Source organism: Natronospirillum operosum (assembly GCF_004768465.1).
In the GTDB taxonomy this organism is placed as follows: Bacteria; Pseudomonadota; Gammaproteobacteria; order Pseudomonadales; family Natronospirillaceae; genus Natronospirillum; species Natronospirillum operosum.
Genome location: NZ_SRMF01000004.1, coordinates 249,096 through 274,622 on the forward strand (window position 1 = coordinate 249,096; position 25,527 = coordinate 274,622).

Genomic DNA, 25,527 nt, shown 5'->3' on the forward strand with positions numbered 1-25,527 from the left:
TTTGGCAGCCAGATGTAGTCTTCATGCTCCGACTTGCCTACAGCTTTCTTCTTACCCTCATGTTACCCCTGCTGTTCATGCGCCTCTGGCGTCGCAGTGCCGACAATCCGGATTATCGGCGCCGCTGGCGCGAACGTCTGGGGCGGCCCGCAGTATCACCGGTGCGCAGCCAGCCGCTGATCTGGGTGCATGCGGTCTCTGTGGGTGAGTCCATGGCGGCCCGCTCGCTGATCAACCAGTGGCGCGAGACCATGCCGGATGTGCAGTTTCTCGTCACCACCACCACGCCGACCGGCTCCGAGCTGGTGCGCAGCTGGGAGCCGCATGTACTGCACCAGTACATGCCGTTCGATCTGACCAGCATGTATCGCTCTCTGTTTCTGCACTATCGACCCGGCCTGATCGTGCTGATGGAAACCGAGGTGTGGCCCAACCTGATTGCCCTGGCCAACCGCACCGAAACGCCCATTGCGCTGGTCAATGCACGCATGTCGATGCGCTCGGCCTGGGGCTATGAACGTTTCCGCTGGCTCAGCCGACCCGCCTTTGCCGGCCTGTCGCGCGTGCTGGCGCAGACGGAAACCGATGCCGATCGCCTGCGCAAGCTGGGTGCCAGACCAGAGCGCGTGGCGGTGACCGGGTCCATCAAATACGATATCCGCCTGACCGCCGAAGAAGAAACCGCCCTGTCTGGACTCAAGGAGCGGCTGGGCGACCGACCGGTGATTGTCGCCGGCAGCCTGCACCCGGGTGAAGAGGACGTGGTGATCAACGCCTATCGGTCCCTGCTGATGGTCTACCCGCGTCTGGTGCTGGTGGTGGCGCCACGCCATCAGGAACGCTTCGAGCCCATGGGCAAGAAACTCGAAGGGCTGAACCTCAAGTATGCGCGGCGCAGCCTGGACGAGGTGCCGGCGTCCGGTGATTCGGTCTGGCTGCTGGATACGCTGGGCGAACTGAAGGTCTTCTATGGTCTGGCCCGTGTCGCCCTGCTCGGTGGCAGCTGGGTCGACCGGGGCAGCCACAACCCGCTGGAACCGGCCATGCAGGGTGTACCCGTGATCACCGGGCCTTCGGTGTACAACTTCAGTGAGGCCAGTCAGTTGCTGAGCGATGCGGGTGCATTGCGGCAGACTTCGGCGCGGGACCTGTACAAGGTGCTGCTGGACTGGCTGGGCGATGATGATGCCCGAGCCCGTGACGGGGCGGCCGGCAAGGCGGTGGTGGCGGCCAATCAGGGCGCTACCGCGCGCCAGGTAGACAGTTTGCGCGAGTTGCTGCGTTAGCGCTGTGGCGGTGAGCAGTGAAAAAGCGGCTGCGGTGCCGTTGAGAGAAAATGACTGCCGGGGCCTGCTGGCCCCGGAAGTGTCTGTTGCTGTGACCGCTCTGGCTTAGCGCCGGGTCAGTTGGTTGTTGAGCCAGAGAATGTCGCGCTCGGCGAGATCCCCGGCCGCCTCCTTGAGCTGGAAGTAGTTGCTCAGGAAATCATGGCGGGCATTGGACAGATCCGTCTGCGCATTCAGCAGCGCCTGCTGCGCGTTCAGTACTTCCACCACATTGCGTGAACCTACCTCATAGCCGAGCTCTGTCGCTTCGGCAGCGCTTTCACGGCTGGAGACCACCTGACGCAGCGCCTGGATGCGGGACAGATCAGCCTGCAGTTGCTGGTGCAACTGGCGTACCGACAGTTCGATCTGCTGGGTCTGGCCATCCAGTTGCGCCTGCTGGGCGTCGATCTGGAAACCGGAGCGGTCCAGTCCGGCGCGGCGGCTGCCGCCATCATAGACCGGGAAGGAAATGGTGGCGGTCAGGGCCAGCGACAGGTTGCCGCCGTCCTGAAAATCATCGGGCATGGGGTTCTGCAATGAGCCCGGCCGGTCATCGATATAGGACGCATTGTAGCCGTAGCGGGCTTGCGCACTGACTACCGGGAACAGGTCCGCTTCATTGGCTCGGCGCTCCTCTTCGGAGGCGCGCAAACCCAGACGGCCGGAAACCAGACCGGGGTTCTGGCGTGACAGCCCGAGCCAGTCTTCCAGTTCGCCGATCTCCACCGAATTCGGATCAAAATCGCTCGCCAGCCGTGGCAATTGGTCGATTTCCATGCCGGTAATGCGGGACAGGTTCTGGCGCGCCAGCGTCAGCCCATTCTGGGCCTGCAGCAGGTCGGCGCGGGACTGATCCAGCGCCGCAGTCGCTTCCAGCACATCGGTGACGGCGACCAGACCGACATCATAGCGTTCCTGCGTCTGCTCCAGTTGGCGCTCCACGGTCTGGATGACGCGTTCAGCGAGGGTCACGCCTTCGCGGGCCTTGAGCACGTCCAGGTAGGCATCGACGACGCGCTGCAACAGGTCGGCGCGGGCGGCCTCGACCTCGGCATCACTCTGGCGTGCCAGCGACTGCACGGCCTGGTAGCCGTCTATGGCCTGGCGGTTGAAAATGTTCTGGGTCAGCACCAGGGCTGCCCCGGCTGTATATTCGGTCAACCCGTCACCATCGGCACCGGGGAAGCCGTCACCGCTGCGGCTGTATTCAGCGCCGGACTCACCTTCCAGCGTCAGCCTGGGCAGCAGGGCAGAACGCCCTTCAGTCACCCGGGTTTCGGTGGCCCGGGCATTGGACATGGCGGCGCTGAGCTGGGTATCGTTGCGCAGCGCGCTGCGATAAAGCTCCTCCAGACTCTGGGCTTGCAGGGGGAGGCTGACCAGACCGATGATACCGGCCAGTAACCATTTGTTCGCGTGCATAGTGTCTCCTTGGCAAATCCGGTTCAAGCCTGAACCGGAACATACGGATCTCCGGAAGATCTGGAGCTGTGGGCATGGTGCATGAGAATACAGATTGTGCGCCTGTTACCCCAGTGAGCTTTGTCATGCCCCGGCACCGTTGCTAGACTCACGGTTCGGCTCAGGGCCGTCGGACGCTGCAGCAGATGCAGCAGACCATGTCAATCAAGCGGGAGCGGCAACAGTGAAACGCCCACAGCAGTTTGATCTGGGTGATGTGGATATTACCCATACCGAGACCCTGTATCAGGGCTTTTACACTATGGAGGCGCTGACAGTGCGGCATGCGGCCTACCGAGGCGGTACAGTCGAGATTCGCCGCGAGCTGATGGTGCGCCCGAATGCGGTTGTGGTGCTGCTGTATGATCCGCGCCTTGATGAAGTGGTGCTGATCGAGCAATACCGGGTCGGGGCGCACAGCGGCCCAACCCCCTGGCTGATCGAGTGTGTGGCCGGCCTGATCGAGCCCGGCGAGAGCACCGACGGCGTGGCGCGACGGGAGGCGGAAGAAGAGGCTGGGCTGAGCGTCGGGCGGCTGCACTTTATCTGCGAGTATTTCCCCAGCCCCGGGGGCTCCACCGAGAAGATCACACTCTATGCGGGCGAAGTGGATGCAAGTTCTGCCGGCGGCGTACACGGGCTGGATGCCGACGGAGAGGATATACTGGTGCACAGGGTGACGGTGAAACAGGCACTGGCCTGGCTGTCCGCCGGGCATGTGAACAACGCCGCCAGCATTATCGGGTTGCAGTGGCTGGCACTGCATCATGATGAATTGCGGTCGCGCTGGCAGACGCCGGCAGCGTCAGGGCAGGAGCAGACCATCAGTGGAGTGTCTGGATGAAATCAGTCTATGTCCATGAGTTGCGTGAGCAGGGCGCTGTCTGCGAAGGCAACTTTCTGCGTCTGCGTCGGCTGCTGCGTGATTTTCCAGAAGGCCTGAGCCTGGACTATCAGGTACAGGCCGAACCGCATGTGGACGCGGACATCAGACTGCAGGTCACCGAGCGCTTTCGTTACACGGCCACCGTGGACATCATGCTGCACCAGCACCATCTGCCCGAGCCCTTCGCCCGCCAGACCTTTCGGGTGCGTGTCTATCTGGATGCCAATACCTCCGAGGTGATGACTCTGGAGCGGGTGGGCAGCCTGCAGGGCGTCTACAACTACCCCAACCCCAATATGTATCATGCTGACGAGCGTGCGCAGTTGAACCGCTGGCTGTCCGAATGGCTGCGGGTGCTGGCCGAGCATGGTCTCAGTCGCAAGGTGCCGGGTCTGGCGGATTGATTATCTGCGTTCTTTGACGGCCTTTTTTCCCGTTTTTTGTGAACAATTTCCGCTTGGAATGCACTGTATAGGGTCGAAGGCTGTTCATCTGCATCAAATTTTGCAAAACTGCAGGGCATTGAACAGAAAATCACCGGTGTGGGCTGTCACATGCAGTCCAGCAGTCAGCGGGTCAGGAGGGCTTGCACGCCGGTATAATAAAAAATAAAGACAATGATTCAGGGACAGGAAGCCGGCATGACCGGCGGCAGAGACAAGAGGCCTAGAGGATGGAACAGGCAGTGACGCCCTGGCGCGTAGTACAGATCACCGACACGCACTTGTTCGGTGACCCGACCCGGCGTCTGCAGGGCATGGATACACAGGCCAGTTTTGCCGCAGTCAACGATCTGGTGCGCGCCGAGCGCGAATCGATCGATCTGATACTCGGCACCGGCGATATCGCGCAGGACAATTCCGAAGAAGCCTATCGGCTTTTCCATGACGAAATGCTCAAGCTTGCACCGGACATGGTCTGGATTCCGGGCAACCACGACGAGGCCGCGCGTATGCGGGCGCTCCCGTTCGGGCGGGATGCCAACCGCAAGGTGGTCGACAATGAGCATTGGCGCATCATTCTGCTCGACTCTTCGGTCACCCGCAATGTGCATGGTTTCCTGGAAGAGGAGGAACTGGCCTTTCTGGAAGATGCGCTGAGCACCGCCGGCAAGAGGCATGTGCTGGTCACCCTGCATCACCACCCCATTCCCTGTGGCTCGGCCTGGCTCGACAACCATATTCTGCGCAACCCCGAACCCTTCCATCGACTGATTGCCGCCAGCAGTCAGGTCAAGGTGGTACTCTGGGGCCATATCCATCAGCATGTGGACAAGATAATCGATGGGGTCCACTATCTGGCCACACCGTCGACCTGCATCCAGTTTGCACCCCATCAGTTCGACTTCAAGCTGGACGACAAGCCGCCCGGGTATCGCTGGCTCAACCTGTACCCGGATGGTCATGTAGAGACCGATATCTCGCGGGTCAATGTGCATCTTGACGTTGATCTTGACGGAACCGGCTATTAGAGTGCGTGCTCGTTACCGTTTCGTTCACACTAGCTGAAGACGCCCTATGACCAGAACCGAATACTCTGCTGAGTCGATTGAAGTACTCAGTGGCCTGGAGCCCGTGCGCAAGCGGCCGGGCATGTATACCGATACCAGTCGTCCCAACCACCTGGCGCAGGAAGTCATCGACAACTCGGTGGATGAGGCGCTGTCCGGTTATGCCAAAAAGGTCAGCGTGATGCTGCATCGGGACGGTTCCCTGTCGGTCACGGATGACGGTCGGGGCATGCCGGTGGACATTCACCCGGAAGAGGGTGTGACCGGGGTCGAACTGATCATGACGCGCCTGCATGCGGGTGGCAAATTCTCCGGCGACAACTACCAGTACTCGGGCGGCCTGCACGGGGTCGGGGTTTCGGTGGTCAATGCGCTGTCGTCCTGGCTGGACGTGACCGTGTGGAAAAACGGTCAGGTGCACCAGATGCGCTACGAGAACAGCGAAAAGGCCAGTGAACTGACCGTGGTCGATACCTGCGGTCAGCGCCGTACCGGTACCTGCGTGCATTTCATGCCGGATGCCAGCTTCTTTGACAGTGGTCGCATTCTGCTCAGCCGCCTGCGCCATGTACTGCGCGCCAAGGCCGTGCTGTGCCCCGGCCTCACCGTGGTGCTGGAAGAGGAGGAAGAGGGCAGCCGGGACGAGTGGTATTACGAAGATGGTCTGCGCGATTATCTGAACGAGGCCACCCGGGTTTATGACCCGCTGCCGGCGGACCCCTTTGTCGGCTCCTTCGCCGGTGAAACCGAAGCCGTGGACTGGGCCGTGCAGTGGCTGCCGGAAGGCGGCGAAGGCCTGATGGAAAGCTATGTGAATTTGATTCCCACGGCCCTCGGCGGTACACACGTCAACGGGTTCCGCACCGGCCTGCTGGAAGCCCTGCGCGAATACTGCGAGTTTCGCAATCTGCTGCCGCGCGGGCTGCGCCTGACCCCGGAAGACATCTGGGACAAGTGCCACTATGTGCTGTCGGCCAAGATGCGGGACCCGCAGTTCTCCGGCCAGACCAAGGAGCGGCTGTCCTCCCGCGAGATGTCGTCCTTTGTATCCGGCGTGGTCAAGGACTCGTTCAGCCTGTGGCTGAACCAGCATACCGAACTGGGTGATCAGATCGCCGAACTGGTGATCAATACCGCCAACCGCCGCCTGCGCGCCGCCCGCAAGGTCACGCGCAAGAAGGTGACCCAGGGCCCCGCACTGCCGGGCAAACTGGCGGACTGTTCTGGCGTCGATGCCATGGCCAGCGAGCTGTTTCTGGTCGAGGGTGATTCGGCCGGGGGTTCGGCCAAGCAGGCGCGGGACCGGAACTTCCAGGCCATTCTGCCGCTGCGCGGCAAGATTCTGAACACCTGGGAAGTGGACAGTGGCGAGCTGCTGGCCTCCGAAGAGGTGCACAACATTGCCGTGGCGCTGGGCGTGGACCCGGATACCGACGACATTGCCGGCCTGCGCTATGGCAAGGTCTGCATCCTGGCCGACGCCGACAGCGACGGTCTGCATATTTCCGCCCTGCTGTGCGCGCTCTTTGTGCGGCACTTTCCGGCTCTGGTAAAGGGCGGTCATGTCTATGTGGCCATGCCGCCGCTGTACCGTATCGATATCGGCAAGGACACCTACTACGCCCTGGATGATGCCGAGCGTGAAGGCGTCATGGAGCGCATCAAGGCCGAAAAACGCAAGGGCAAGGTACAGGTCACCCGCTTCAAGGGGCTGGGTGAAATGAACCCGCTGCAACTGCGCGAAACCACCATGAACCCTGACACCCGACGCCTGGTCCAACTGAGCAATGATGACCTGGAAGAAACCCAGCTTATCATGGACATGCTGCTGGCCAAGAAGCGCAGCGGCGACCGCCGGGCCTGGCTGGAGTCCAAAGGGGATCTGGCGGATATCGTCGTGTAGGCTGTGGCCCTCGGCCACGCATGTTGATCAAGTCGAGGGAAGACAGTAGACGGTCGACAGTGGGTTGTAGTCGACAGATGACGGTCGACAGTAGACAGTGGGTTGTAGTCGACAGATGACGGTCGACAGTAGACAGTGAGGGTTTGACAACCCTTGGAGGTCGTTTAACGATTCTACCGTCTACCGAAGAAAACTGTTTTTGCTTTTTAACACAATGTGTTTATAATGCCGCGCCACCTTGTAGACGATGCCGCTTCAGTCGGCGTCATCAATCCCCCGCAACCAAAGGTAGGCATACATGTTACGAATCGCAGAAGAAGCACTCACTTTCGACGATGTTCTTCTGGTCCCTGGCTACTCTGAAGTACTGCCTCATCAGGTTTCCCTGAAAACCCGGCTCTCGCGCAATATCGAACTCAATATTCCCCTGATCTCTGCTGCAATGGATACTGTCACCGAAGCCAACCTGGCCATCGCCATGGCGCAGGAAGGCGGGATTGGTATCGTGCACAAGAACATGAGCCTGGAGCAACAGGCGCGGGAAGTGCGCAAGGTCAAGAAATACGAGAGCGGCGTGGTGCGTGACCCCATTACCATCGGCCCCAATGCCACCATCCGTGAGCTGATTGATCTGACCCTGACCAACAATATTTCCGGCGTGCCCGTGGTCGAAAACGACGACCTGCTCGGTATTGTCACGGCCCGGGATGTGCGCTTCGAGCGCAATCTGGATGCGCAGGTTGCCAGCATCATGACGGGCAAGGACAAGCTGGTCACCGTGCGCGAAGGCACGGACCCGGAAGTGATCATGAGCCTGCTGCACCGCCACCGCATCGAGAAGGTGCTGGTCACCAACGAGCAGGGGCAACTGGTCGGCCTGGTCACGGTCAAGGACATCACCAAGGCCCAGTCGCATCCCATGGCCTGCAAGGACTCGCAGGGTCGCCTGCGCGTCGGCGCTGCGGTCGGCACCGGTGCCGGTACCGAGGAGCGCATTGAAGCCCTGGTCAAGGCCGGGGTGGATGTGATCGTGGTCGATACGGCACATGGCCACACCGCGCACGAATTCGGTGTCATCAACCGCGTGGCCTGGGTCAAGAAGCATTTCCCGGAAGTCGACGTCATCGGCGGCAATATTGCCACTGCCGAGGCGGCGCTGGATCTGGTCAAGGCCGGCGCCGACGGCGTCAAGGTCGGTATCGGCCCGGGTTCCATCTGTACCACCCGGATCGTGGCCGGCGTTGGTGTACCGCAGATCACGGCCGTATCCAATGTGGCGGCAGCACTGAAGCCCCATGGCATACCCTTGGTGGCCGATGGCGGTGTCCGCTTCTCCGGTGATCTGGCCAAGGCCATAGCCGCCGGAGCCTATGCGATCATGGCCGGCGGCCTGTTTGCAGGTACCGATGAATCGCCGGGTGAAGTCGAACTGTTCCAGGGGCGGGCGTACAAATCCTATCGGGGCATGGGTTCCATGGGCGCCATGGGTCAGACCAAGGGTTCCAGTGACCGCTACTTCCAGAGTGGCAACGGAGTCGAAAAACTGGTGCCGGAAGGCATTGAAGGCCGGGTGGCGGTGAAAGGGCCGCTGGCCAATGTTGTGCATCAACTGATGGGCGGCGTGCGGGCCTCCATGGGTTATACCGGCTGCGCCTCCATCGAGGACATGCGGACCAAACCCCAGTTTGTGCGCATCAGCAACGCCGGCATGCGGGAATCACACGTGCATGACGTGCAGATTACCCGGGAAGCCCCGAACTATCGCGTCAACTGACAATACGACCACGGCAAAGGACCCTACATGCGGCAGAATATACACGCGGAAAAGATCCTCATTCTGGACTTCGGTTCCCAGTACACCCAGTTGATTGCACGCCGGGTCAGGGAGATCGGGGTCTATTGTGAAATCCGGGCTTTCGACATGACCCCGGAAGAAATCCGCGAGTTCAATCCGCAGGGCATCATATTGTCCGGCGGGCCGGAATCGGTCACGGCGGCCGATACCCCACGCGCGCCCGAGGCCGTGTTTGCCATGGACATCCCGCTGCTCGGCATCTGCTACGGCATGCAGACCATGGCTGAGCAACTGGGCGGTGCGGTCAAGAGCGTCGAGAAGCACGAGTTCGGCTATGCCGAGGTCGAGGTACTCAATGCTGGCCGCCTGCTGGACAGCATCGTCGACCACGCCACCGACACCGGCAACTGGCTGGATGTCTGGATGAGCCACGGTGATCAGGTCACCGGCCTGCCGGCCGGTTTCTCGGTCATGGCGCAGACGGATACCTGCCCCATCGCCGCCATGGCGGACGACGAGCGCCAGTTCTATGGTGTGCAGTTCCACCCCGAAGTGACCCATACACTGCAGGGCGAAGCCATACTGGAGCGTTTCGTGCGCACCATCTGTGGCTGCAATGCGCTGTGGACCGCCGAGAACATCATCGATGATCTGGTGGCGCGGGTGCGTGATCAGGTCGGAGACCGGAAGGTGTTGCTGGGGCTGTCCGGCGGTGTGGATTCGTCCGTGGTGGCGGCGCTGCTGCACAAGGCCATCGGCACCCAACTGACCTGTGTCTTTGTCGACAACGGCTTGCTGCGCAAGCAGGAAGGCGACCAGGTCATGGAAACCTTCGCCAGCAACATGGGCGTGCGCGTGATCCGGGTGGACGCCGAAGATCAGTTTCTGGATGCACTCAAGGGGGTCAGTGACCCGGAGCAGAAGCGCAAGATCATCGGCCGCACCTTTATCGAGGTGTTCGATGCCCAGGCCACTGAACTTAAGGATGTGAACTTCCTGGCGCAGGGTACCATTTACCCGGACGTGATCGAGTCCGCCGCGTCCAAGACCGGCAAGGCACACGTGATCAAGAGCCACCACAATGTGGGCGGCCTGCCGGCAGAAATGAAGATGGATCTGGTCGAGCCGCTGCGCGAGCTGTTCAAGGACGAAGTGCGCCGCATCGGGCTGGCCCTGGGCCTGCCCTATGACATGGTCTATCGGCATCCGTTCCCGGGGCCGGGCCTGGGTGTGCGCATTCTGGGCGAAGTCAAAAAGGAATATGCGGACATCCTGCGCGAGGCCGACGCCATCTTTATCGAGGAACTGCACAGGGCCGGCTGGTATCACAAGACCAACCAGGCCTTTGCCGTTTTCCTGCCGGTGCGTTCGGTCGGCGTGGTCGGCGATGCCCGGCGCTACGAGTGGGTCGTGGCCTTGCGCGCGGTGGAAACCATCGATTTCATGACGGCCCGCTGGGCTCATCTGCCTTATGAGCTGATCGAACGCGTATCCAATCGCATCATCAACAGTATCAGCGGCATTTCACGCGTAACCTATGATGTATCGAGCAAGCCGCCAGCAACCATTGAGTGGGAATGACAGCGGCGCGCACTGATTCCGACTGGATGCGGCTGGCGCTTGCCGCCGCAGCGGAGGGCGCGCGCCAGGGCGAGGTGCCGGTGGGCGCGGTCCTGGTCGGCACCGATGCCGACGGGCAGCCGGTGGAACTGGCTCGGGCGCACAATGCGCCGCTGACCACCCATGACCCGGCCGGCCATGCCGAGATACGGGCCCTGCGCCTGGCCGGCGAACGCTGCGCCAACTATCGCCTGCCGGAGACCACCCTGTACGTCACCATAGAACCCTGTGCCATGTGCGTGGGTGCCATCGTGCATGCGCGGGTGGCACGCGTGGTGTTTGGCGCGCGCGAACCCAAGGCGGGCGCCCTGGTCAGCCGGGAGCAACTGGCCGGCAAAGACTGGCTCAATCATCAGCCGGAGATCGTGGAAGGGGTGCTGGCAGATGAAGCCTCGACCCTGATCAGTGATTTTTTCCGCCAGCGCCGAGCTGCGCGCAAGGCTGCCCGTGCGCCTCTGACGCGCAACACCTCACAAGGATAGATCATGACCGCTTCGGTATCTCAGGGCCCGGTTGTGCCCCGACTGCGGCTTTCCACCTGCTATTTTTTCTACTTCGCCATCATGGGTGCCCTGGTGCCCTATCTGGCGCGCTATCTGCGTGTCGAGGGGTTTCCGCCGGACCGCATCGGTCAGGTTGCCGCAGTGCTGACACTGATGATGTCGATCGGGCCCTTTCTTTGGGCCTCGCTCAGTGATCGCACCGGTCGGCGCATGCTGTGGGCACGCATCAGTGCAGTGATTCTGGTGGTCAGCTTCATTCTGCTGATGCTGGCCGGCACCTTGCCGCTGCAGATGCTGTTTATCGCTCTGGTCGGGCTGTTTCTGTCCTCGATAGTGCCGCAGATGGAAGCCGTCACGCTGGAGTATCTGGGCCCGGGGTCCAGCCAGTATGGGCGTATCCGGCTGTGGGGCACCATGGGCTTTGCCGTGGTGGTACTGCTGATGGGGCCGCTGCTGGATGCGCTGGGCGCGCAGTGGCTGCCGGCCTGGATGGCACTGCTGGCACTGGCCTCGCTGCTGACCATGTTGCTGGTACAGGATGTGCCGGTGCAGGCCGATGCCCCGCGTGCGCTGGCGGCCTGGTCAGCCTTTCTCGAACGGCTGCGGCACTTTCCGATCTGGGGCCTGTATCTGGCGCTGTTCCTGTGGAATGTCAGCCTGGCGGCCTACAACACTTTTTTTGACCTCTATCTGCAGAAGGTGGGCTATGGCAGCCTGGCCATTGGCGGTTATCTTGCCATTGCGCCCCTGGCAGAGGTGCTGTTCTTTCTGATTCTCGGTGGCCTGCTGTTGCGCTGGGGTGCGCGGGCGGTACTGGTGGCGGCCTTGCTGGTGACGGCAGGGCGCTGGCTGCTCACCGCCTGGGCGGCCGATCTGTGGTGGGTGCTGCTGATCGCCCAGACGGGCCATGCGCTGACCTATGGCGCGCTGCACGGCTCCAGCATGTATCTGCTCTCGAAGCTGTTTCCGGGCAATCAGCAGGCGCGGGCACAGGCGTTCTATCTCGCGTTCAGTACCGGCCTGGGTCTGGTTGCCGGCAACCTGATGGCTGGTGCACTGTGGGAAGGCCCGCTGGGTCCGCAGTGGGTGTTCACGCTGAATGCCGGGTTCAGCCTGCTGTCCATGCTGATTGTTCTGTTTGCCCTCAAGGCCAGACGTCTGCAGCCCTTACTGCGCCATTAGACCGTCATAGAGCTGGAGATACTCTTGCGCCGCCTGGTCCCAGGTAAAGCGCTGGCGCATGGCATTCTGCTGTACCTGATTGAACAACTCACGCTGCTCCCGATACAGCTGCACCGCCTGCTCCATGGCCACCAGGGTATCTTCGATGGACGGGTTGTCGAAGGCCAGCCCGGTGGCGCTGTCCCGATTGCTGCCATTGGCTTGCAGAGGCACCACGGTGTCGCGCAGGCCACCGGTGCGACGCACTATGGGCAGGGTGCCATAACGCATGCTGTAGATCTGGTTCAGGCCGCAGGGTTCGAACAGGCTGGGCATCAGGAAGAAATCGCTGGCCGCTTCGATGCGGTGTGACAGCAGGTCACTGTAGCCTTCGGTAAAATGCACCTGACCCGGGTAGGCTGCAGCCAGATCCCGCAGCAGCCCGGCGAAATGGGCATCGCCACTGCCCAGCAGCGCCAGCTGTACCGGATGCTGCATCAGTTCGTGCAGAGCCGGAATCAGGTAGTGGAAGCCTTTCTGGTCGGTCAGACGGCTGATCAGCCCGAACAGCGGCACATCCGGTTCCGGGGCCAGGCCCAGAGCCGTCTGCAGTCGGGCCTTGCAGGCCGCCTTGCCGTCGAGATCGGCAGCACTGAAGCGGGCCGGCAGCAGGCGATCCGTCTCCGGATTCCACTGGCCATAGTCACAGCCGTTCAGAATACCCTGCAGGCGGTCCTGGTGCTGACGAAACAGCTGCCACAGGCCGTGTGATGTCTGCTCTTCCACCAGTTCTGCCGCATAGCCCGGGCTGACCGGGATGATGGCATCCGAGAAGGTGACACCAGCCTTGAGCAGGTTGATCTCACCGTGGTCCTCCAGGTGGTCGGCAGTGAAGTGACGCGGGTCAATGCCCAGCGGGCTGAGCCAGCGCGCATGACAGCGGCCCTGATAGGCGCCGTTGTGGACATTGAATGCCACCCGGGTGCCGGCAAAGAAGGGGTCATCACCATGGTGCACGCGGAGATAGTAGCCGGTCAGGGCCGTCTGCCAGTCATGGCTGTGCAGGATGTCGGGCCGGAAGTCCAGTTCCCGGCACAGCTCGAAGGCGGCCTTGGTCAGCAGCGCAAAGCGCAGCGGATTGTCTTCATAAGGCCAGCTTCCGTCATCATACAGACCGGCCCGGTCGTAGAAATCATTGTGTTCGAGCAGATAGACGGTGATGTTGCCGTCCTGCCATTCGCGCACGCTGCAGCCGTAGCGTTCGGTCAGATTGACCGGCACCGAAAGGCTGTGCAGGCGTTTGGGAAAGTTCCGCTCCAGCAGGGGCCGGTAACAGGGAATCAATACCCGTACATCGGTGTCGATATTGCTGAGCGCAGCGGGCAGGGCCCGCGCCACATCAGCCAGGCCGCCCGTCTTGACCAGGCCTTCATATTCGGAGGCCACATGCAGGATGCGGCGTGGCGTTGTCGTCGGTTGGCTCACTGTGCAGTCAGAATCCGATTCTTGAACCCTTGGGAATCACCACCACACCTTCCTTGGAGACATGGAACCGTTGCCGATCCTGTTCCGGGTCTTCGCCGATGACGGTGTTGGGAGCAATTTCCACGTTCTTGTCGATGATGGCCCGACGGATGCGCGAGCCCCGTCCGATATCGTTGCCGCCCATGATGACGCAGCTGTCCACATAGGCATGGCTGTGTATATGGCAGTTGTAGCCCAGAATCGACCGATACACGATGGACCCACTGACAATGCAGCCTCCGGACACCATGGAACTGATGGCCTGGCCGGTACGCTGGGCTTCGTCATGCACGAACTTGGCCGGCGGTACTGCGGGGTGGTAGCTGCGCAGCGGCCAGTAGCGGTTGTACAGATCGATCGGCGGGGTCACCGAAATCAGGTCCATATTGGCTTCGTAGTAGGAGTCGATGGTACCCACATCGCGCCAGTAGCCCTTGGACTGTTCGGGCTCGCCACGGATCTCGTTCTGCGAGAAATCATAGACGTAGACATCGCCGGCCTTGTAGAGATCCGGGATGATGTTGTGGCCGAAATCGTGTACCGAGTCCGGGTTTTCGGCATCGCGCAGCAGGCAGTCGGTCAGCGTGGCGGCGTCGAAGACATAGTTGCCCATGGACGCCAGCACCATGTTGGGGTTGCCGGGAATGGTCTTCGGGTTGGCCTTGGGCTTTTCCTGAAAACCGATCATCTTGTGGTTCTCGTCAATCTCGATCACACCGAACTGATGCGCCTGCTCCACCGGCACAGGAATGGCCGCAACAGTGAGCTTGGCCGGGTTGTCGTTGTGAAACTGGATCATCTGGCGCACATCCATCTTGTAGATGTGATCGCCGCCGAACACACAGACGACTTCCGGGTCGACCCCGTTGATCACTTCCAGGTTCTGGTAGATGGCGTCGGCCGTGCCCTGATACCAGTGTTTGCCGGTCTGCATCTGTGCCGGTATCGGGTCGATAAAGCGGTTGGTCAGCCCGGTGACGCGCCAGCGCCGGCTCATGTGCTTGAGCAGACTGTGCGACTTGAACTGTGTCAGCACGAAAATCTGCAGCAGATCGGAGTTGACGAAGTTGTTGAGTACAAAATCGATGATTCGGTAGTTGCCACCGAAGGGCACAGCGGGCTTGGCCCGGATGCCGGTCAAGGGGGCCAGGCGCGTACCTTCGCCCCCGGCCAGTATCATGGAAAGAATGCCGGACATGACTACCTCACTGATTCGAGTGGCTGGCCGCCAGCAGGCTGCGGGTATCCTGTCGAGAATATCTGAACAGACCCCACAGCAGGGGCAGGCCAATCATGTTGTTGAACATGGGCGCGTAGCTTGGATGGTCCCTGATCTGTTCCAGAAACAGCAGCCCTATAATGACCAGGGTCAGGACAATCAGGAACACGACAAACTTCAGGCGTGTGTGCTTCATGGGCAACCCCCTGCACCAATGATAACTTCATCATACATGGCTGCAGGGCCCTTGTAGAGCCCCTTTGGCTGGCTCCATACGGATGTCACAGGCGGTATCAGCGCAGCAGAAATTCCAGCAGCGCCTTCTGTGCATGCAGTCGATTACCGGCTTCTTCCCAGACCACAGAACGTGGATCATCCAGCATGTCATGGCTGACTTCCTCGCCCCGGTGGGCGGGCAGACAGTGCATGAACAGGGCTTGCGGGTCAGCCTTGTCCATCAGTTGCGGGCTGACCTGATAGGGGGCGAATATTCCCAGGCGCTGCGCTGATTCTTCCTCCTGGCCCATGGAGGCCCAGACGTCGGTAGCGACCAGATGGGCGCCCTGTACGGCATCTTCGGGGCGGCGCACGATCTGCACCCGGTCCTTGTTGGCCTGCACCAGCTCGGCATCGGGGTCGTAGCCTTCCGGGCAGGCAACGCGCAACTCAAAGCCCCACTGGCGGGCTGCATTGATGTAGCTGTGGCACATATTGTTGCCGTCCCCGATCCAGGCCACGGTCTTGCCCTGAATGCTGCCCCTGACCTCATGATAGGCCTGCATGTCGGCCAGCAGCTGGCAGGGGTGGTTGAAATCGGTCAGGGCATTGATGACCGGCACCTCGGAGTGGGCGGCAAAGGTTTCCACCGTGGCGTGCTCGAAGGTGCGAATCATGACTGCATCGACCATCTGTGACAGCACACGGGCCGAGTCTTCCACCGGTTCACCACGGCCCAACTGGGTATCGCGTGGGGACAGGAACAGGGCGCTGCCGCCAAGCTGGGTCATGCCGGCCTCGAAGGAGACCCGGGTGCGGGTGGACGACTTCTCGAAGATCATGGCCAGCACCCGGTTCTTGAGTGGTTCGTGGACCTCTCGGCGCTTGTGCATGGCTTTCAATTCAATCGCGCGATCGATCAGTTGCTGCAGCTCCTGCGGAGTCAGATCGAGCAGAGAAAGAAAGTGCCGTGTCGCCATGGTCGGTCTCCGTAAAACAGAACGGCCCCGAGATCATCGGGGCCGTCGCGTGGACTGTGTGATTTTTGAACCGGCAAGTGTAAACCGAAGCGAAAGGCTAGTCCAGAGTGCCGATTTCACCCCGCGCCGAGCGGCGACCGACCTGGTAAGGCCCCGACTGGACTGGCACCGACAGGACCAAAACGTTAAAATAACGGGTAATACCTGAGTGTTTTGCTCGGATTTAGCTTAACTGCAATTCGCGCAGATCGAACTGAACCAACCAAGCAGGAAACTGAAAATGGCCGAAACTCTGGATGTCATCAAACAGCAGATTGAAGAGAACCCGGTACTGCTGTACATGAAGGGCTCCCCGAACCAGCCCATGTGCGGCTTTTCGTCCCAGACAGTGCAGGCGGTCATGGCCTGTGGGCGTCGGTTTGCCTATGTCGATATCCTGCAGAACCCCGATATCCGCTCTGAACTGCCGAAGTACGCCAACTGGCCGACCTTCCCGCAGCTGTGGATCAACGGCGAGCTGGTCGGCGGCAATGACATCATTCTCGACCTGTTCGAGAAGGGCGAACTGCAGCCCCTGATCGAAGCGGCCGTGCCGGCAGAAGAGGAATAAGCGCCGGATCATGCCTTCCCGCCAGCGTCAGCGTCGCAGCACCCAGAGGGCCACCATGAGTGACGTGGCCCGGCTGGCCGAGGTGTCGGCCAGCACGGTGTCGCTCTATCTGCGCAAGCCCGATGAGGTCTCTGCCTCGTTGGGGGAGCGCATCCAGCATGCCATCGATACTTTGGGCTATGTGCCCAACCTGATGGCCGGTGCGCTGGCGGCGGCGAAGACCCGCGTCATCGGCGTGGTGGTGCCGTCCATGGTGAACTCCATTTTCGCCACTACAGTGAGTGCCATGCAGGCAACATTGCGGGCCCAGGGCTATCAGCTCCTGCTCGGCCACAGCGATTACTCGGAAGACGAGGAAGAAGCTCTGGTGCGCACCTTCCTGTCCTGGTCGCCCAGCGCCATGGTGGTGACCGGCCTGAAGCACAATCGCAAGACACGTCAGATGCTGAGCCAGTCCGACGTGCCGGTGGTCGAGATGTGGGAACTGGGATCCAACCCACTCGATATGCTGGTTGGTTTTTCGCACTATGACGTCGGCAAGGCACAGGCCCGCCACCTGATGGACAGGGGTTGTCGCCGCATTGCCTTTATCGGAGCCCGGTTGCAGGTAGACAGCCGCGCCAGCCAGCGTGCTGAAGGCTATCAGACGGTACTGGCCGATTTCCTGGCTGGTACGCAGCCGATCATCATAGATGTCGGCCCCAAGGCGTCAGCAGAAGTGTCCAGCCAGGCGTTTGGTCAACTGCTGGACGAGCATCCGGACATCGACGGGGTGATATTCTCCAACGATCTGCTGGCCCTGGGTGCAACCTTCGAGGCGCAACGACGGGGCATTGCCATCCCGCAGGATGTGGCAGTCATCGGTTTCGGCGATATGGACTTCAGCTCCAGCAGTCTGCCGCGCATTTCCACTGTGCGCCCGCCGCGTGAACAAATCGGTCGGGCTGTAGCGGAGGTGTTGCTGGCACGCATCAACGGACAGGATGCCGAGCAGGCACGACAGTCCGATTTCGGGTTTGATCTGGTGCAGCGTGAAAGTTCAGCCGTAGTGCCGGAGGGGCAGACCCGGGAAGAACACCATACCTCGGCGCTGCCCTGACCCCGTCAGCTTAACAGAGCTGACAGGCACAGACTCAGACCGGACAGCAGCAACAGGACAAAGGCCACGCGGCGCAGGGTGTGGTCCGATACCGGCGGCGGAAAGCGCCGGCCCAGCCAGGTAAACCCCAGCACGACGGGGATCGCCGTCAGTGCAATCAGCAGAATATCCAGCGCCAGATCACCCAGCCAGGCCACCACGGCGATACGCTGTACCGAGTTGATCGAGAAGATCAGCAGCAGGCTGTCGCGTATCACGCGCTGGGCCACCGGCTGGCGGTAGAAGTGAAACACCAGCGGCGGACCCGAGGTCGAGAACATGCCGCCCATGAACCCCGACAGGCCGCCAAAGAACAGAAACGACCCGGGCCCGGAGCGTACTGTCTGGGGGCTGGGGCGAAAGATCAGCATCAGGCTGCTCAGAATGATGGCCACACCGAGCATGATCTGCAGCCAGTGCACATAATGCTCACTGAGCACATTCAGCGCCCAGACCCCCAGAATCAGCGTGAAAAACCCGCTGACCGAACACAGCACCACCATCTGCCGGTCCAGATTGCCGTAGTTCCGATACAGTGCCACAAAGCAGTTGAACAGGCTCAGTATGCTGATCAGGATGGCCACCATGGCCACCGGTGCCAGATTCAGCAGCACTGCACTGCCCATCAGAATCAGACCGAAGGCGAAACCCGTGATGGTCTGGGCATAGGTCGCCAGTGCGACTACGCCCAGCAGCATCAGGGTTTCGGTCAGGCCCATGGTCAGTACAGGCCTTCCGGCTGCGGCAGCGTGCGGAACAGCTCTGTCCAGGCACTGTCGGCCCGATAGAACACGGGTGGCTGACCAAACGGGGCTGACACGGTGATGTCCTGGCCGCCAGCGTGGCGTTCGCCGGTCCAGCAGTGTACCCAGTCGGCTCCGGCGGGCAGATACAGCGTCCAGTCGGTGCGGCCGGCCTCATGCACCGGTGCTACCAGCAGGTCCGGCCCGTAGAGGTACTGGTCCTGGATGTCGTAGCATCTGGAGTCATCTTCGTGGTGCAGGAACAGCGGCCGCTGTACCGGTGTGCCGCGTTCCGCAGCCGCATCACCCAGCGCCTTCAGATAGGGCGCCAGATGGCGATAGACCCGGCTCATGTGCGCCAGATGTCGGGTCAGTTCCGGTTCGTCGAACCATTGCACATTGTCCGCCGGACGGTTCGATTCATGGGTGCGCATCATGGGGGTGAAGGCCGCCATCTCGGCCCAGCGCCTGAACAGTTCGGCATCGCGGGTGTTGCCGAACAGGCTCGTATAGCCGCCGATATCACTGTGATGATAGGCATTGCCCAGCAGACCGGAGGACAATGCAGCGCTGATCACGGTGACCAGGCCATCATGACGCGAGAAGTCGACCGATTGGTCACCGGCCCAGAGTTGCGCACAGTAACGCTGCACACCGGTGTAGCCGGCTCGCATGAAGAAGGTCACATCATCCGTCCTGCCGCGCTCGGCAATGGCTTCGGCATTGATCTGCGCCCAGCGCAAGGGCCAGCGGTTGTGCTCTTCCCGGGCCGACACCCCATTGTGCAGGTGCACGTCAATCGGCAGGTACTCGCCGAAATCGGCCATCCAGCCGCTGAGGCCGAAATCGATCATCTCCTGTTGCAGAATGCGCTCCTTGAACCACTGATAGGCTTCGGGGTTGGTGAAGTCTACCACGCCGCACTCGAACTCGCCGAAGTCCACTATGGCGGTCTCGCCGGCGTCATTGGTGGCAAAATAGCCCTGCTGCTCGGCAGTGGGGAAGAAGTCGCCGTCCACACAGAGGTAGGGGTTGGCATAGCCCAGAAAGCGTACGCCCTTCTGCTGCAGCTCTGCAATCAGTGAGTCCAGGCTGGGGTAGCGCTCGGGCTGCCATTTCCAGTCCCAGAACAGCCGGGTGCCGAAGCTGGTTTCCCGCACCCCGGCCCAGTCCTCGCACCAGATGGCCGAGACCGCCATGTCGCTGTCCAGAGCCAGTTGCAGTTTTTCCAGCGCATGGACTTCGCCCCGTTTCAGACCCAGCACGACGCCGTTGTACTGCCATTCAGGCAGGCGGGGCTGGCGGCCGAAGTGGGCGCTGATCCTGTCCACCAGATCGATATAGGTAGGCGCGCTGCGCAGCAGAATCTGCGCCGGAACTTCCCAGACCTGCAGCTCATGGAACTCCGCGTTGCGGAAGTCGAAGTCGGCATAACAGGTGGTGTCCACATGGCAGAAATAGCGTTGGGAGGACACAAAGGTCGGCTGCGGGTAGTTGGTGTGATAGTAGTCGCCACCGGCCTTGTTGACGACGTCCGACTGCCAGGTCACATAGGTACTCTTGTCACGGCCCACGCCGGGTTCGGAGGTCCACAGCGGGAAGTGGCGCCCGCGCAGGTTGAAATAGGACATCTGCTCGCCGCCGCCCCAGACCTTCTCGTCTGCCGAAGCGGTCAGGCGTACCCAGAAGCGATTCAGCGTGCTGTTGTGCGATTCCAGGTTCAGCTCGGCACCGTCGGCCAGTTCACGCACCCTTAGGGTAAGCTGCGGCTCATCGCCCGGGTGACGGCGCAGGTCGATGCTGATGCTGTTGCCATCATCACTGAGGCGGGCATGCGTGAGCGCTGTCCGCGCTTCCACATAGTCTTCGATGGCAAAGTTGCCCCGGTACATGTCCATGGTTTCCCGGCCGGTGCCGACAAAGAAGGCTGGCTGGTCGGGGCTGTGGTGCAGCAGGGGTTGGCCGTTGGCTTCAAGGCGAAACCCGTTGTCGAGCAGAATGATATTCATAAATGTCTCTGTGCTGATGGCACGCTGCCTGAGCGCGCCGTGACAATTCAGGGTCGGGCCGCCTCAGTTCAGTGTCAGGCCGCCATCGACAATAAAGTTCTGGCCGGTGCAGGCGGCACTGTCGTCTGCGCCCAGAAACAGGGCCATGCGGGCCACGTGCTCCGGCAGCAGACGGAATTTCAGTGCCTGCAGGTCCAGAAACTGCTGGTTCAGTTCCGGTGTCAGCCATTTCTCCTGCTGGCGTTCGGTCAGTATGGCGCCCGGTACCAGCGCATTGACCCGCACGCCGTGCAGGCCGATTTCCTGTGCCAGGGAGCGGGTCAGACCGTTGATAGCCGCTTTCGAGGTGGTGTAGCCGATCATGCCCGGGCGTCCGCGCATCCAGGAAATCGAGCCCAGATTGATGATGGATCCGCCGCCGTTCTGCTTCATGCCGGGCAATACGGCCTGTGCCGCAAACACATGATGCCGCAGGTTGATGGCCAGGCAGTTGTCCCAGTACTCCGGGGTCAGGTCTTCCACCCGATGACGGTCATCCAGACCGGCATTGTTGACCAGTACCTGCACCGGCCCCAGGGACCGCTCGACGTCGTTCAGCACCGAGCGCAGCCGGTCGATGTCGCGTACATCGCATGCGTGAAAGTGCACTTCGGCTGGCGCCAGCTCGGCCACCAGCTGTTCGGAGGCGGTGCGGTTGATGTCGATGAACGCCACGCGGGCACCCTGGGCGGCGAACGCCGTCACCAGCTCGGCGCCAATACCCGAGCCACCACCCGAGATGAAGACGACCCGGTCGCGCAGCGAGGCGTACCGGACATTGCTGTAGTCGGCCATGGTGTGTCTCCTCAATCCACCGTCATGCACAGGTATTTGGTTTCGACATAGTCGTCAATGCCGTATTTCGAACCTTCACGGCCCAGACCGGAGTCCTTGATGCCACCAAACGGGGCCTCGCAGGTCGACACATGGCCGTTGTTGATGCCCACCATGCCGTATTCCAGAGCCTCGGAAACCCGCCAAGTACGACCCAGATCCCGGGTGTAGAAGTAGGCCGCCAGTCCGAACTCGGTGTCATTGGCCAGCCGGATTGCCTCTTCTTCGGTACTGAAGCGAAACAGGGGTGCCATGGGGCCGAAGGTTTCCTCGCGGAAGCACAGCATGTCGGGCGTGGCCCGGGCGATCACCGACGGCGTCATGAAGTTGCCTTCCAGGCGTTCACCGCCGCAGACCAGACGGCCGCCCCTAGCCTGCGCATCCTGCAGCTGTTTTTCCACCTTGTCCACGGCACGCTGGTCGATCAGCGGGCCGACCTGGGTGTCGTCCTTGTGCCCCGGGCCCACCTTCAACGCTGCGACGCGGGCCGCGAATTTCTCGGCAAAGGCATCATGCACGCTGTCCTGCACGAAGATGCGGTTGGCGCACACACAGGTCTGGCCGGCGTTGCGGTACTTGGCCACCATCAGCCCTTCCACGGCCTTGTCCAGATCGGCATCCTCGAAGACAATGAAGGGTGCATTGCCGCCCAGCTCCATGGATACCTTTTTCATGGTCTGGGCCGACTGGCTCATCAGCAGCTTGCCGACCGGCGTGGAGCCGGTGAAGGTCAGTTTGCGCACCACCGGGCTGTCGGTAATGGCCTTGCCGATGGCCGGGGCGTCACCAGTCACCACATTGATCACACCGGCCGGAATGCCGGCACGTTCGGCCAGGTCGGCCATGGCCAGTGCAGAGTAGGGTGTCTGCTGTGCCGGCTTGATCACAATGGTGCAGCCGGCCGCCAGTGCCGGACCGGCCTTGCGGGCGATCATGGCACTGGGAAAGTTCCACGGTGTGATGGCTGCGCAGACACCGACCGGCTGCTTGATCACCAGCAGCCGGTTGGCCGGATTGGGCGAGGGAATCACGTCGCCGTACAGGCGTCTGGCTTCCTCGGCGAACCACTCCAGAAAGCTGGCGGCGAAGCCGATCTCGCCCCGGGCTTCGGCCAGCGGCTTGCCCTGCTCTGCCGTCATCAGCCGGGCCAGATCTTCCTGATGGGTCAGCATCAGGTCATGCCAGCGCCGCAGTGCCGCGGCTCTTTCCTTGGCCGGACGCGCGCGCCACTCGGGCAGCGCCTGTTCGGCGGCGCTGATGGCGCGCGCGGTTTCTGCTGTGCCGGCCCGGGGCACAGTGCCGATGATCTCACCGGTTGCCGGGTTGTCGATGTTGTCAGTCTGGCCGTTGTCGGCGTCGACCCATTGGCCGCCGATCAGGCACTGGCTGTGAAACAGGGATGAATCGTTCAGGTTCAGCATGTTGAAGCTCCGTTGGTGGGGTCGAGTCAGCCCTGAAACCGGGGTTCAGGCCGGCCGGGCACCTCGACCGGCAGCGCGAAAATATTGCCGGATTCGGGCCAGCGAGCCAGCTCCTCCGGGGTACGGTTTTCGCGTGCGGTGGTGATATACAGGGTTTTCAGATCGGCACCGCCAAAGGCCACCATGGTCGGGCAGGGCGCGGGCAGCGGGTATTCGGCCAGCAGTTCGCCTGCAGGTGACAGACGGGCCACCCGACCGCCTTCGAACAGGGCCGTCCAGTAGCAGCCTTCACTGTCCACGGCGGCGCCATCGGGGCGGCCATTGCCGAACGGAAACTGATGGAAGACTTCGCGCTCGCCAACCATGTTGCCGCTGTCCGGGTCCAGCGGATAGCGATAGATGACATGATTGGGCGTGTCGGAATGATAGGCCCAGCGCCGGTCAGGACTGAAGGCAACGCCATTGGAGACCTTGATGTCACCGGCCATGTGCTCACACTGGAGCCGGCTGTCGACACGAAACAGGCTGGCGGCGGGGCGGTCGCGCGGCTCGTGGATGGTGCCGGCCCAGAAGCGGCCCCAGGGGTCAACGCGGCCATCATTGAAACGGCTGACAGAGGTATCTGCCACCGGCCGGGCAATACATTGGGTGGGTCGCGCCTGTGCATCCAGCAGCCACAGCCCGGAACGCAGGCCGGCAATGAACCCACCGCCGGTGCGTCGGCCAAAACAGCCTATGTGCTCGGGCAGCGTCCAGCTCCGATTGGTGCCGGTGGCCGGGTCGAAGCGGTTCAGCGTCGGGGCGAGAATGTCCACCCAGTACAGCACTTGTTCATCCTCGGCCCAGACCGGGCACTCTGCCAGTGTGGCCTGGGCGTTCAGAACGCTCTGTGCTGCTCGGTGTGTTGTCTGTGTCGTCATGATGGGGTCTCGCTTTGCTGCGGTTCAACAAGCAACTGCAGGGTTCGGGTGATGCGTGCACCCGGGGGCAGCGTCTGCAGGCCCAGGTGTTCCGGTTGTGGCCAATTGATGGCGTTGTTGACATGAGTCACCGGCTCGATGGCCACAAAGTTGCGCTGCTCCGGGGTGAAGACCACCAGATGGCCGAATTCGGGGGCCAGCAGGCGGACCTCCAGGCCATGTTCCGGCCAGTATAGTCTGGCCTCGCCCGGCCAGCCGGAAAAGCAGTGGTCCAGGCCCGGCCAGCCCAGCGAGCGTGCCTGGCTGAAGTCGGCATTCGAAGGCACCGGGATGGCCTGGTCCGGCAGATGGTATTCGTTCATGGTCCACTGGCGCCGCGCACTGAACTGCAGGGTCATCTGCTCGGTGCGCAGGAAATAGGGATGCCAGCCGAGCCCGGCCGGCATGTCAGTCCGGTCCTGATTGTTCAGGCTCAGCGTCAGGGTCAGGCCCTGTGCGTCCAGACTCAGGTGCTGTTCGGCCGTGCAGTTCCAGGGCCAGTTGCCGTCGGCACTGTGTGTCAGTGTCATCAGGGCCGCATGGCTGCCTTGCTGTGTCAGTGTCCAGGGGCGCTGCCAGCCGAAGCCGTGCAGGCTGTGCGGATGCTTGCCGAAATTGCGTTGCAGCTCGTAGTGTCTGCCCTGCCATTCGAAGCGCGCGTCCGCGATGCGATTGGAATAGGGCACCAGCGGGTAGGCAGCGCTGATCCGTTCCGGGGTTGGATGCCGCCCCGCACCCTCTGGCAGCGGCCGCAGCAGGTCCGTGCCCTGCCAGCGCAGCCAGGCCAGGGCGCCGCCGAACTGCGGCGCCAGACCGACACTCAGCGGGCCGGCGGTCAGCACAGGCTGTTGTGCCACCGCCATCAGTAGACTCCGCTGTTCTCGTTCCCGGCTGCCTGACCCTTGACCGCGCCAATGAATTCGGCCGCCCGGCCCATCATCAGGCTGACATCGGAGCCCATGGCGACAAAGCGGAAACCGCGGCGTGCATAGTCGCTGACCAGCTCCGGGTCGGCGCCGACAATGCCGCAGGGCTTGTTCAGGGCATTGGCCTGCTGTACGGCAGCGCTGATGGCAGTCTGTACCTCGGGGTGACGGATATCGCCGATATGACCCATGGCCGCCGACAGGTCGCCCGGGCCGATAAACAGGGCATCCACGCCGTCCACTGCCGCAATGTCGGCCATCCGGCCAACGGCTTCCGGGGTTTCCAGTTGCAGAATGACGGCGATTTCCTCGTCAGCCCGGCGCAGGTAGTCGGCCACGGTGCCATAGCGGCTGGCCCGGTGCACGGCCGCTACGCCGCGCAGGCCGCGGGTGGGGTAGCGGGTCGAGGTCACGGCCTGCTGCGCTTCTGCAGCCGACTGAATATAGGGGAACATCAGGGTCTGGGCACCACTGTCGAGCACCCGCTTGGCCATGACCGGGTCGTTCCAGGGCAAACGCACCACCAGCTCGGCCGGTGTGCCGGCGACGGCCTGCATGATGGCGATGGCCTGAGGCACATCCACCGGTACATGTTCCATGTCCAGCACCAGATAGTCGAAGCCGGCACAGCCCATGGCCTCGGCCACGTTGGGGCTGGCACTCATCAGCCAGCTGCCCAGCGGGGCAGGGCCGGTCTCTGTGAGCCAGCGCTTGAAGTGATTGCTTGGCAGTTCCATAACGG

At 62.0% G+C, this 25,527-nt stretch carries 23 protein-coding genes; 11 read left to right on the forward strand and 12 right to left on the reverse strand.

Annotated features, from left to right (window positions below; all coding sequences use genetic code 11):
- Nucleotides 1-23 precede the first annotated feature (23 nt).
- Nucleotides 24-1,286 carry a 3-deoxy-D-manno-octulosonic acid transferase gene (locus E4656_RS12455; protein WP_135483597.1) on the forward strand — a complete coding sequence of 421 codons (1,263 nt, stop codon included), beginning with the start codon at nt 24-26 and terminating at the stop codon, nt 1,284-1,286.
- Between the two features lie 105 nt (nt 1,287-1,391).
- Here the strand turns inward: E4656_RS12455 and E4656_RS12460 are convergent, their stop codons facing one another.
- A complete protein-coding gene (locus tag E4656_RS12460; RefSeq protein ID WP_135483598.1) occupies nt 1,392-2,750 on the reverse strand; it encodes a TolC family outer membrane protein in 1,359 nt (452 codons plus the stop codon).
- Between the two features lie 223 nt (nt 2,751-2,973).
- Between E4656_RS12460 and E4656_RS12465 the strand changes: the two genes are divergently transcribed.
- The 8 genes from E4656_RS12465 to E4656_RS12500 all read left to right on the forward strand — a co-directional run bounded on the left by E4656_RS12465 (nt 2,974) and on the right by E4656_RS12500 (nt 12,188).
- Nucleotides 2,974-3,633: an NUDIX domain-containing protein gene (locus E4656_RS12465; RefSeq protein WP_135483599.1), complete on the forward strand. Its 660-nt coding sequence runs from the start codon at nt 2,974-2,976 to the stop codon at nt 3,631-3,633.
- Nucleotides 3,630-4,079, forward strand: a complete 450-nt coding sequence (locus E4656_RS12470; RefSeq protein WP_135483600.1) for a DUF1249 domain-containing protein — start codon at nt 3,630-3,632, stop codon at nt 4,077-4,079. The genes E4656_RS12465 and E4656_RS12470 overlap by 4 nt, the downstream gene beginning before the upstream one ends.
- 269 nt (nt 4,080-4,348) lie before the next feature.
- Nucleotides 4,349-5,146 carry a 3',5'-cyclic-AMP phosphodiesterase gene (gene cpdA / locus E4656_RS12475; protein ID WP_135483601.1) on the forward strand — a complete coding sequence of 266 codons (798 nt, stop codon included), beginning with the start codon at nt 4,349-4,351 and terminating at the stop codon, nt 5,144-5,146.
- A gap of 46 nt (nt 5,147-5,192) precedes the next feature.
- Entirely contained in the window at nt 5,193-7,088 is a 1,896-nt protein-coding gene (parE, locus tag E4656_RS12480) for a DNA topoisomerase IV subunit B (protein WP_135483602.1), read from the forward strand.
- A gap of 298 nt (nt 7,089-7,386) precedes the next feature.
- On the forward strand, nt 7,387-8,862 hold the full coding sequence (guaB, locus tag E4656_RS12485) for an IMP dehydrogenase (RefSeq protein ID WP_135483603.1): 1,476 nt from the start codon (nt 7,387-7,389) through the stop codon (nt 8,860-8,862).
- 27 nt (nt 8,863-8,889) lie between these two features.
- Nucleotides 8,890-10,464: a glutamine-hydrolyzing GMP synthase gene (gene guaA / locus E4656_RS12490; RefSeq protein ID WP_135483604.1), complete on the forward strand. Its 1,575-nt coding sequence runs from the start codon at nt 8,890-8,892 to the stop codon at nt 10,462-10,464.
- Nucleotides 10,461-10,985, forward strand: a complete 525-nt coding sequence (tadA, locus tag E4656_RS12495; protein ID WP_135483605.1) for a tRNA adenosine(34) deaminase TadA — start codon at nt 10,461-10,463, stop codon at nt 10,983-10,985. The genes guaA and tadA overlap by 4 nt, the downstream gene beginning before the upstream one ends.
- A gap of 3 nt (nt 10,986-10,988) precedes the next feature.
- The gene (locus E4656_RS12500; protein ID WP_135483606.1) at nt 10,989-12,188 is read left to right on the forward strand and encodes an MFS transporter; all 1,200 of its coding nucleotides are present in this window, start codon (nt 10,989-10,991) and stop codon (nt 12,186-12,188) included.
- Here the strand turns inward: E4656_RS12500 and glgA are convergent.
- The 4 genes from glgA to argF all read right to left on the reverse strand — a co-directional run bounded on the left by glgA (nt 12,174) and on the right by argF (nt 16,106).
- Nucleotides 12,174-13,652 (reverse strand): glycogen synthase GlgA, encoded by a 1,479-nt coding sequence (glgA, locus tag E4656_RS12505; protein ID WP_135483607.1) that lies wholly within the window; start codon nt 13,650-13,652, stop codon nt 12,174-12,176. The two genes, E4656_RS12500 and glgA, sit on opposite strands and share 15 nt — an antisense overlap.
- A gap of 7 nt (nt 13,653-13,659) precedes the next feature.
- A complete protein-coding gene (glgC, locus tag E4656_RS12510; RefSeq protein WP_135483608.1) occupies nt 13,660-14,889 on the reverse strand; it encodes a glucose-1-phosphate adenylyltransferase in 1,230 nt (409 codons plus the stop codon).
- A 7-nt stretch (nt 14,890-14,896) separates the two neighbouring features.
- The gene (locus tag E4656_RS12515) at nt 14,897-15,106 is read right to left on the reverse strand and encodes a hypothetical protein (protein WP_135483609.1); all 210 of its coding nucleotides are present in this window, start codon (nt 15,104-15,106) and stop codon (nt 14,897-14,899) included.
- A 97-nt stretch (nt 15,107-15,203) separates the two neighbouring features.
- Entirely contained in the window at nt 15,204-16,106 is a 903-nt protein-coding gene (gene argF / locus E4656_RS12520; protein ID WP_135483610.1) for an ornithine carbamoyltransferase, read from the reverse strand.
- Between the two features lie 280 nt (nt 16,107-16,386).
- On the opposite strand from argF, the gene grxD reads away from it, so the two are divergent.
- Together grxD and E4656_RS12530 are read left to right on the forward strand one after the other, a co-directional pair.
- Nucleotides 16,387-16,716 (forward strand): Grx4 family monothiol glutaredoxin, encoded by a 330-nt coding sequence (gene grxD, locus E4656_RS12525; protein ID WP_135483611.1) that lies wholly within the window; start codon nt 16,387-16,389, stop codon nt 16,714-16,716.
- 10 nt (nt 16,717-16,726) lie between these two features.
- A complete protein-coding gene (locus E4656_RS12530; RefSeq protein ID WP_135483612.1) occupies nt 16,727-17,815 on the forward strand; it encodes a LacI family DNA-binding transcriptional regulator in 1,089 nt (362 codons plus the stop codon).
- Between the two features lie 5 nt (nt 17,816-17,820).
- Here E4656_RS12530 and E4656_RS12535 read toward each other — a convergent pair whose 3' ends face one another.
- The 7 genes from E4656_RS12535 to E4656_RS12565 all read right to left on the reverse strand — a co-directional run bounded on the left by E4656_RS12535 (nt 17,821) and on the right by E4656_RS12565 (nt 25,522).
- Nucleotides 17,821-18,573: a sulfite exporter TauE/SafE family protein gene (locus E4656_RS12535; protein WP_135483613.1), complete on the reverse strand. Its 753-nt coding sequence runs from the start codon at nt 18,571-18,573 to the stop codon at nt 17,821-17,823.
- Nucleotides 18,574-18,575: 2 nt separating this feature from the next.
- Complete coding sequence (locus tag E4656_RS12540) at nt 18,576-20,606, reverse strand: alpha-glucosidase (RefSeq protein ID WP_135483614.1); 2,031 nt, start codon at nt 20,604-20,606, stop codon at nt 18,576-18,578.
- Between the two features lie 63 nt (nt 20,607-20,669).
- Nucleotides 20,670-21,440 (reverse strand): SDR family NAD(P)-dependent oxidoreductase, encoded by a 771-nt coding sequence (locus E4656_RS12545; protein WP_135483615.1) that lies wholly within the window; start codon nt 21,438-21,440, stop codon nt 20,670-20,672.
- A gap of 11 nt (nt 21,441-21,451) precedes the next feature.
- Entirely contained in the window at nt 21,452-22,900 is a 1,449-nt protein-coding gene (locus E4656_RS12550; RefSeq protein ID WP_240753977.1) for an NAD-dependent succinate-semialdehyde dehydrogenase, read from the reverse strand.
- A 26-nt stretch (nt 22,901-22,926) separates the two neighbouring features.
- Nucleotides 22,927-23,820 carry an SMP-30/gluconolactonase/LRE family protein gene (locus E4656_RS12555; RefSeq protein ID WP_135483616.1) on the reverse strand — a complete coding sequence of 298 codons (894 nt, stop codon included), beginning with the start codon at nt 23,818-23,820 and terminating at the stop codon, nt 22,927-22,929.
- Nucleotides 23,817-24,722 (reverse strand): aldose 1-epimerase, encoded by a 906-nt coding sequence (locus tag E4656_RS12560; protein ID WP_135483617.1) that lies wholly within the window; start codon nt 24,720-24,722, stop codon nt 23,817-23,819. The genes E4656_RS12555 and E4656_RS12560 overlap by 4 nt, the downstream gene beginning before the upstream one ends.
- Nucleotides 24,722-25,522 carry an HpcH/HpaI aldolase family protein gene (locus tag E4656_RS12565; protein ID WP_135483618.1) on the reverse strand — a complete coding sequence of 267 codons (801 nt, stop codon included), beginning with the start codon at nt 25,520-25,522 and terminating at the stop codon, nt 24,722-24,724. Before E4656_RS12565 ends, E4656_RS12560 begins: the two co-directional genes overlap by 1 nt.
- Nucleotides 25,523-25,527 lie beyond the last annotated feature (5 nt).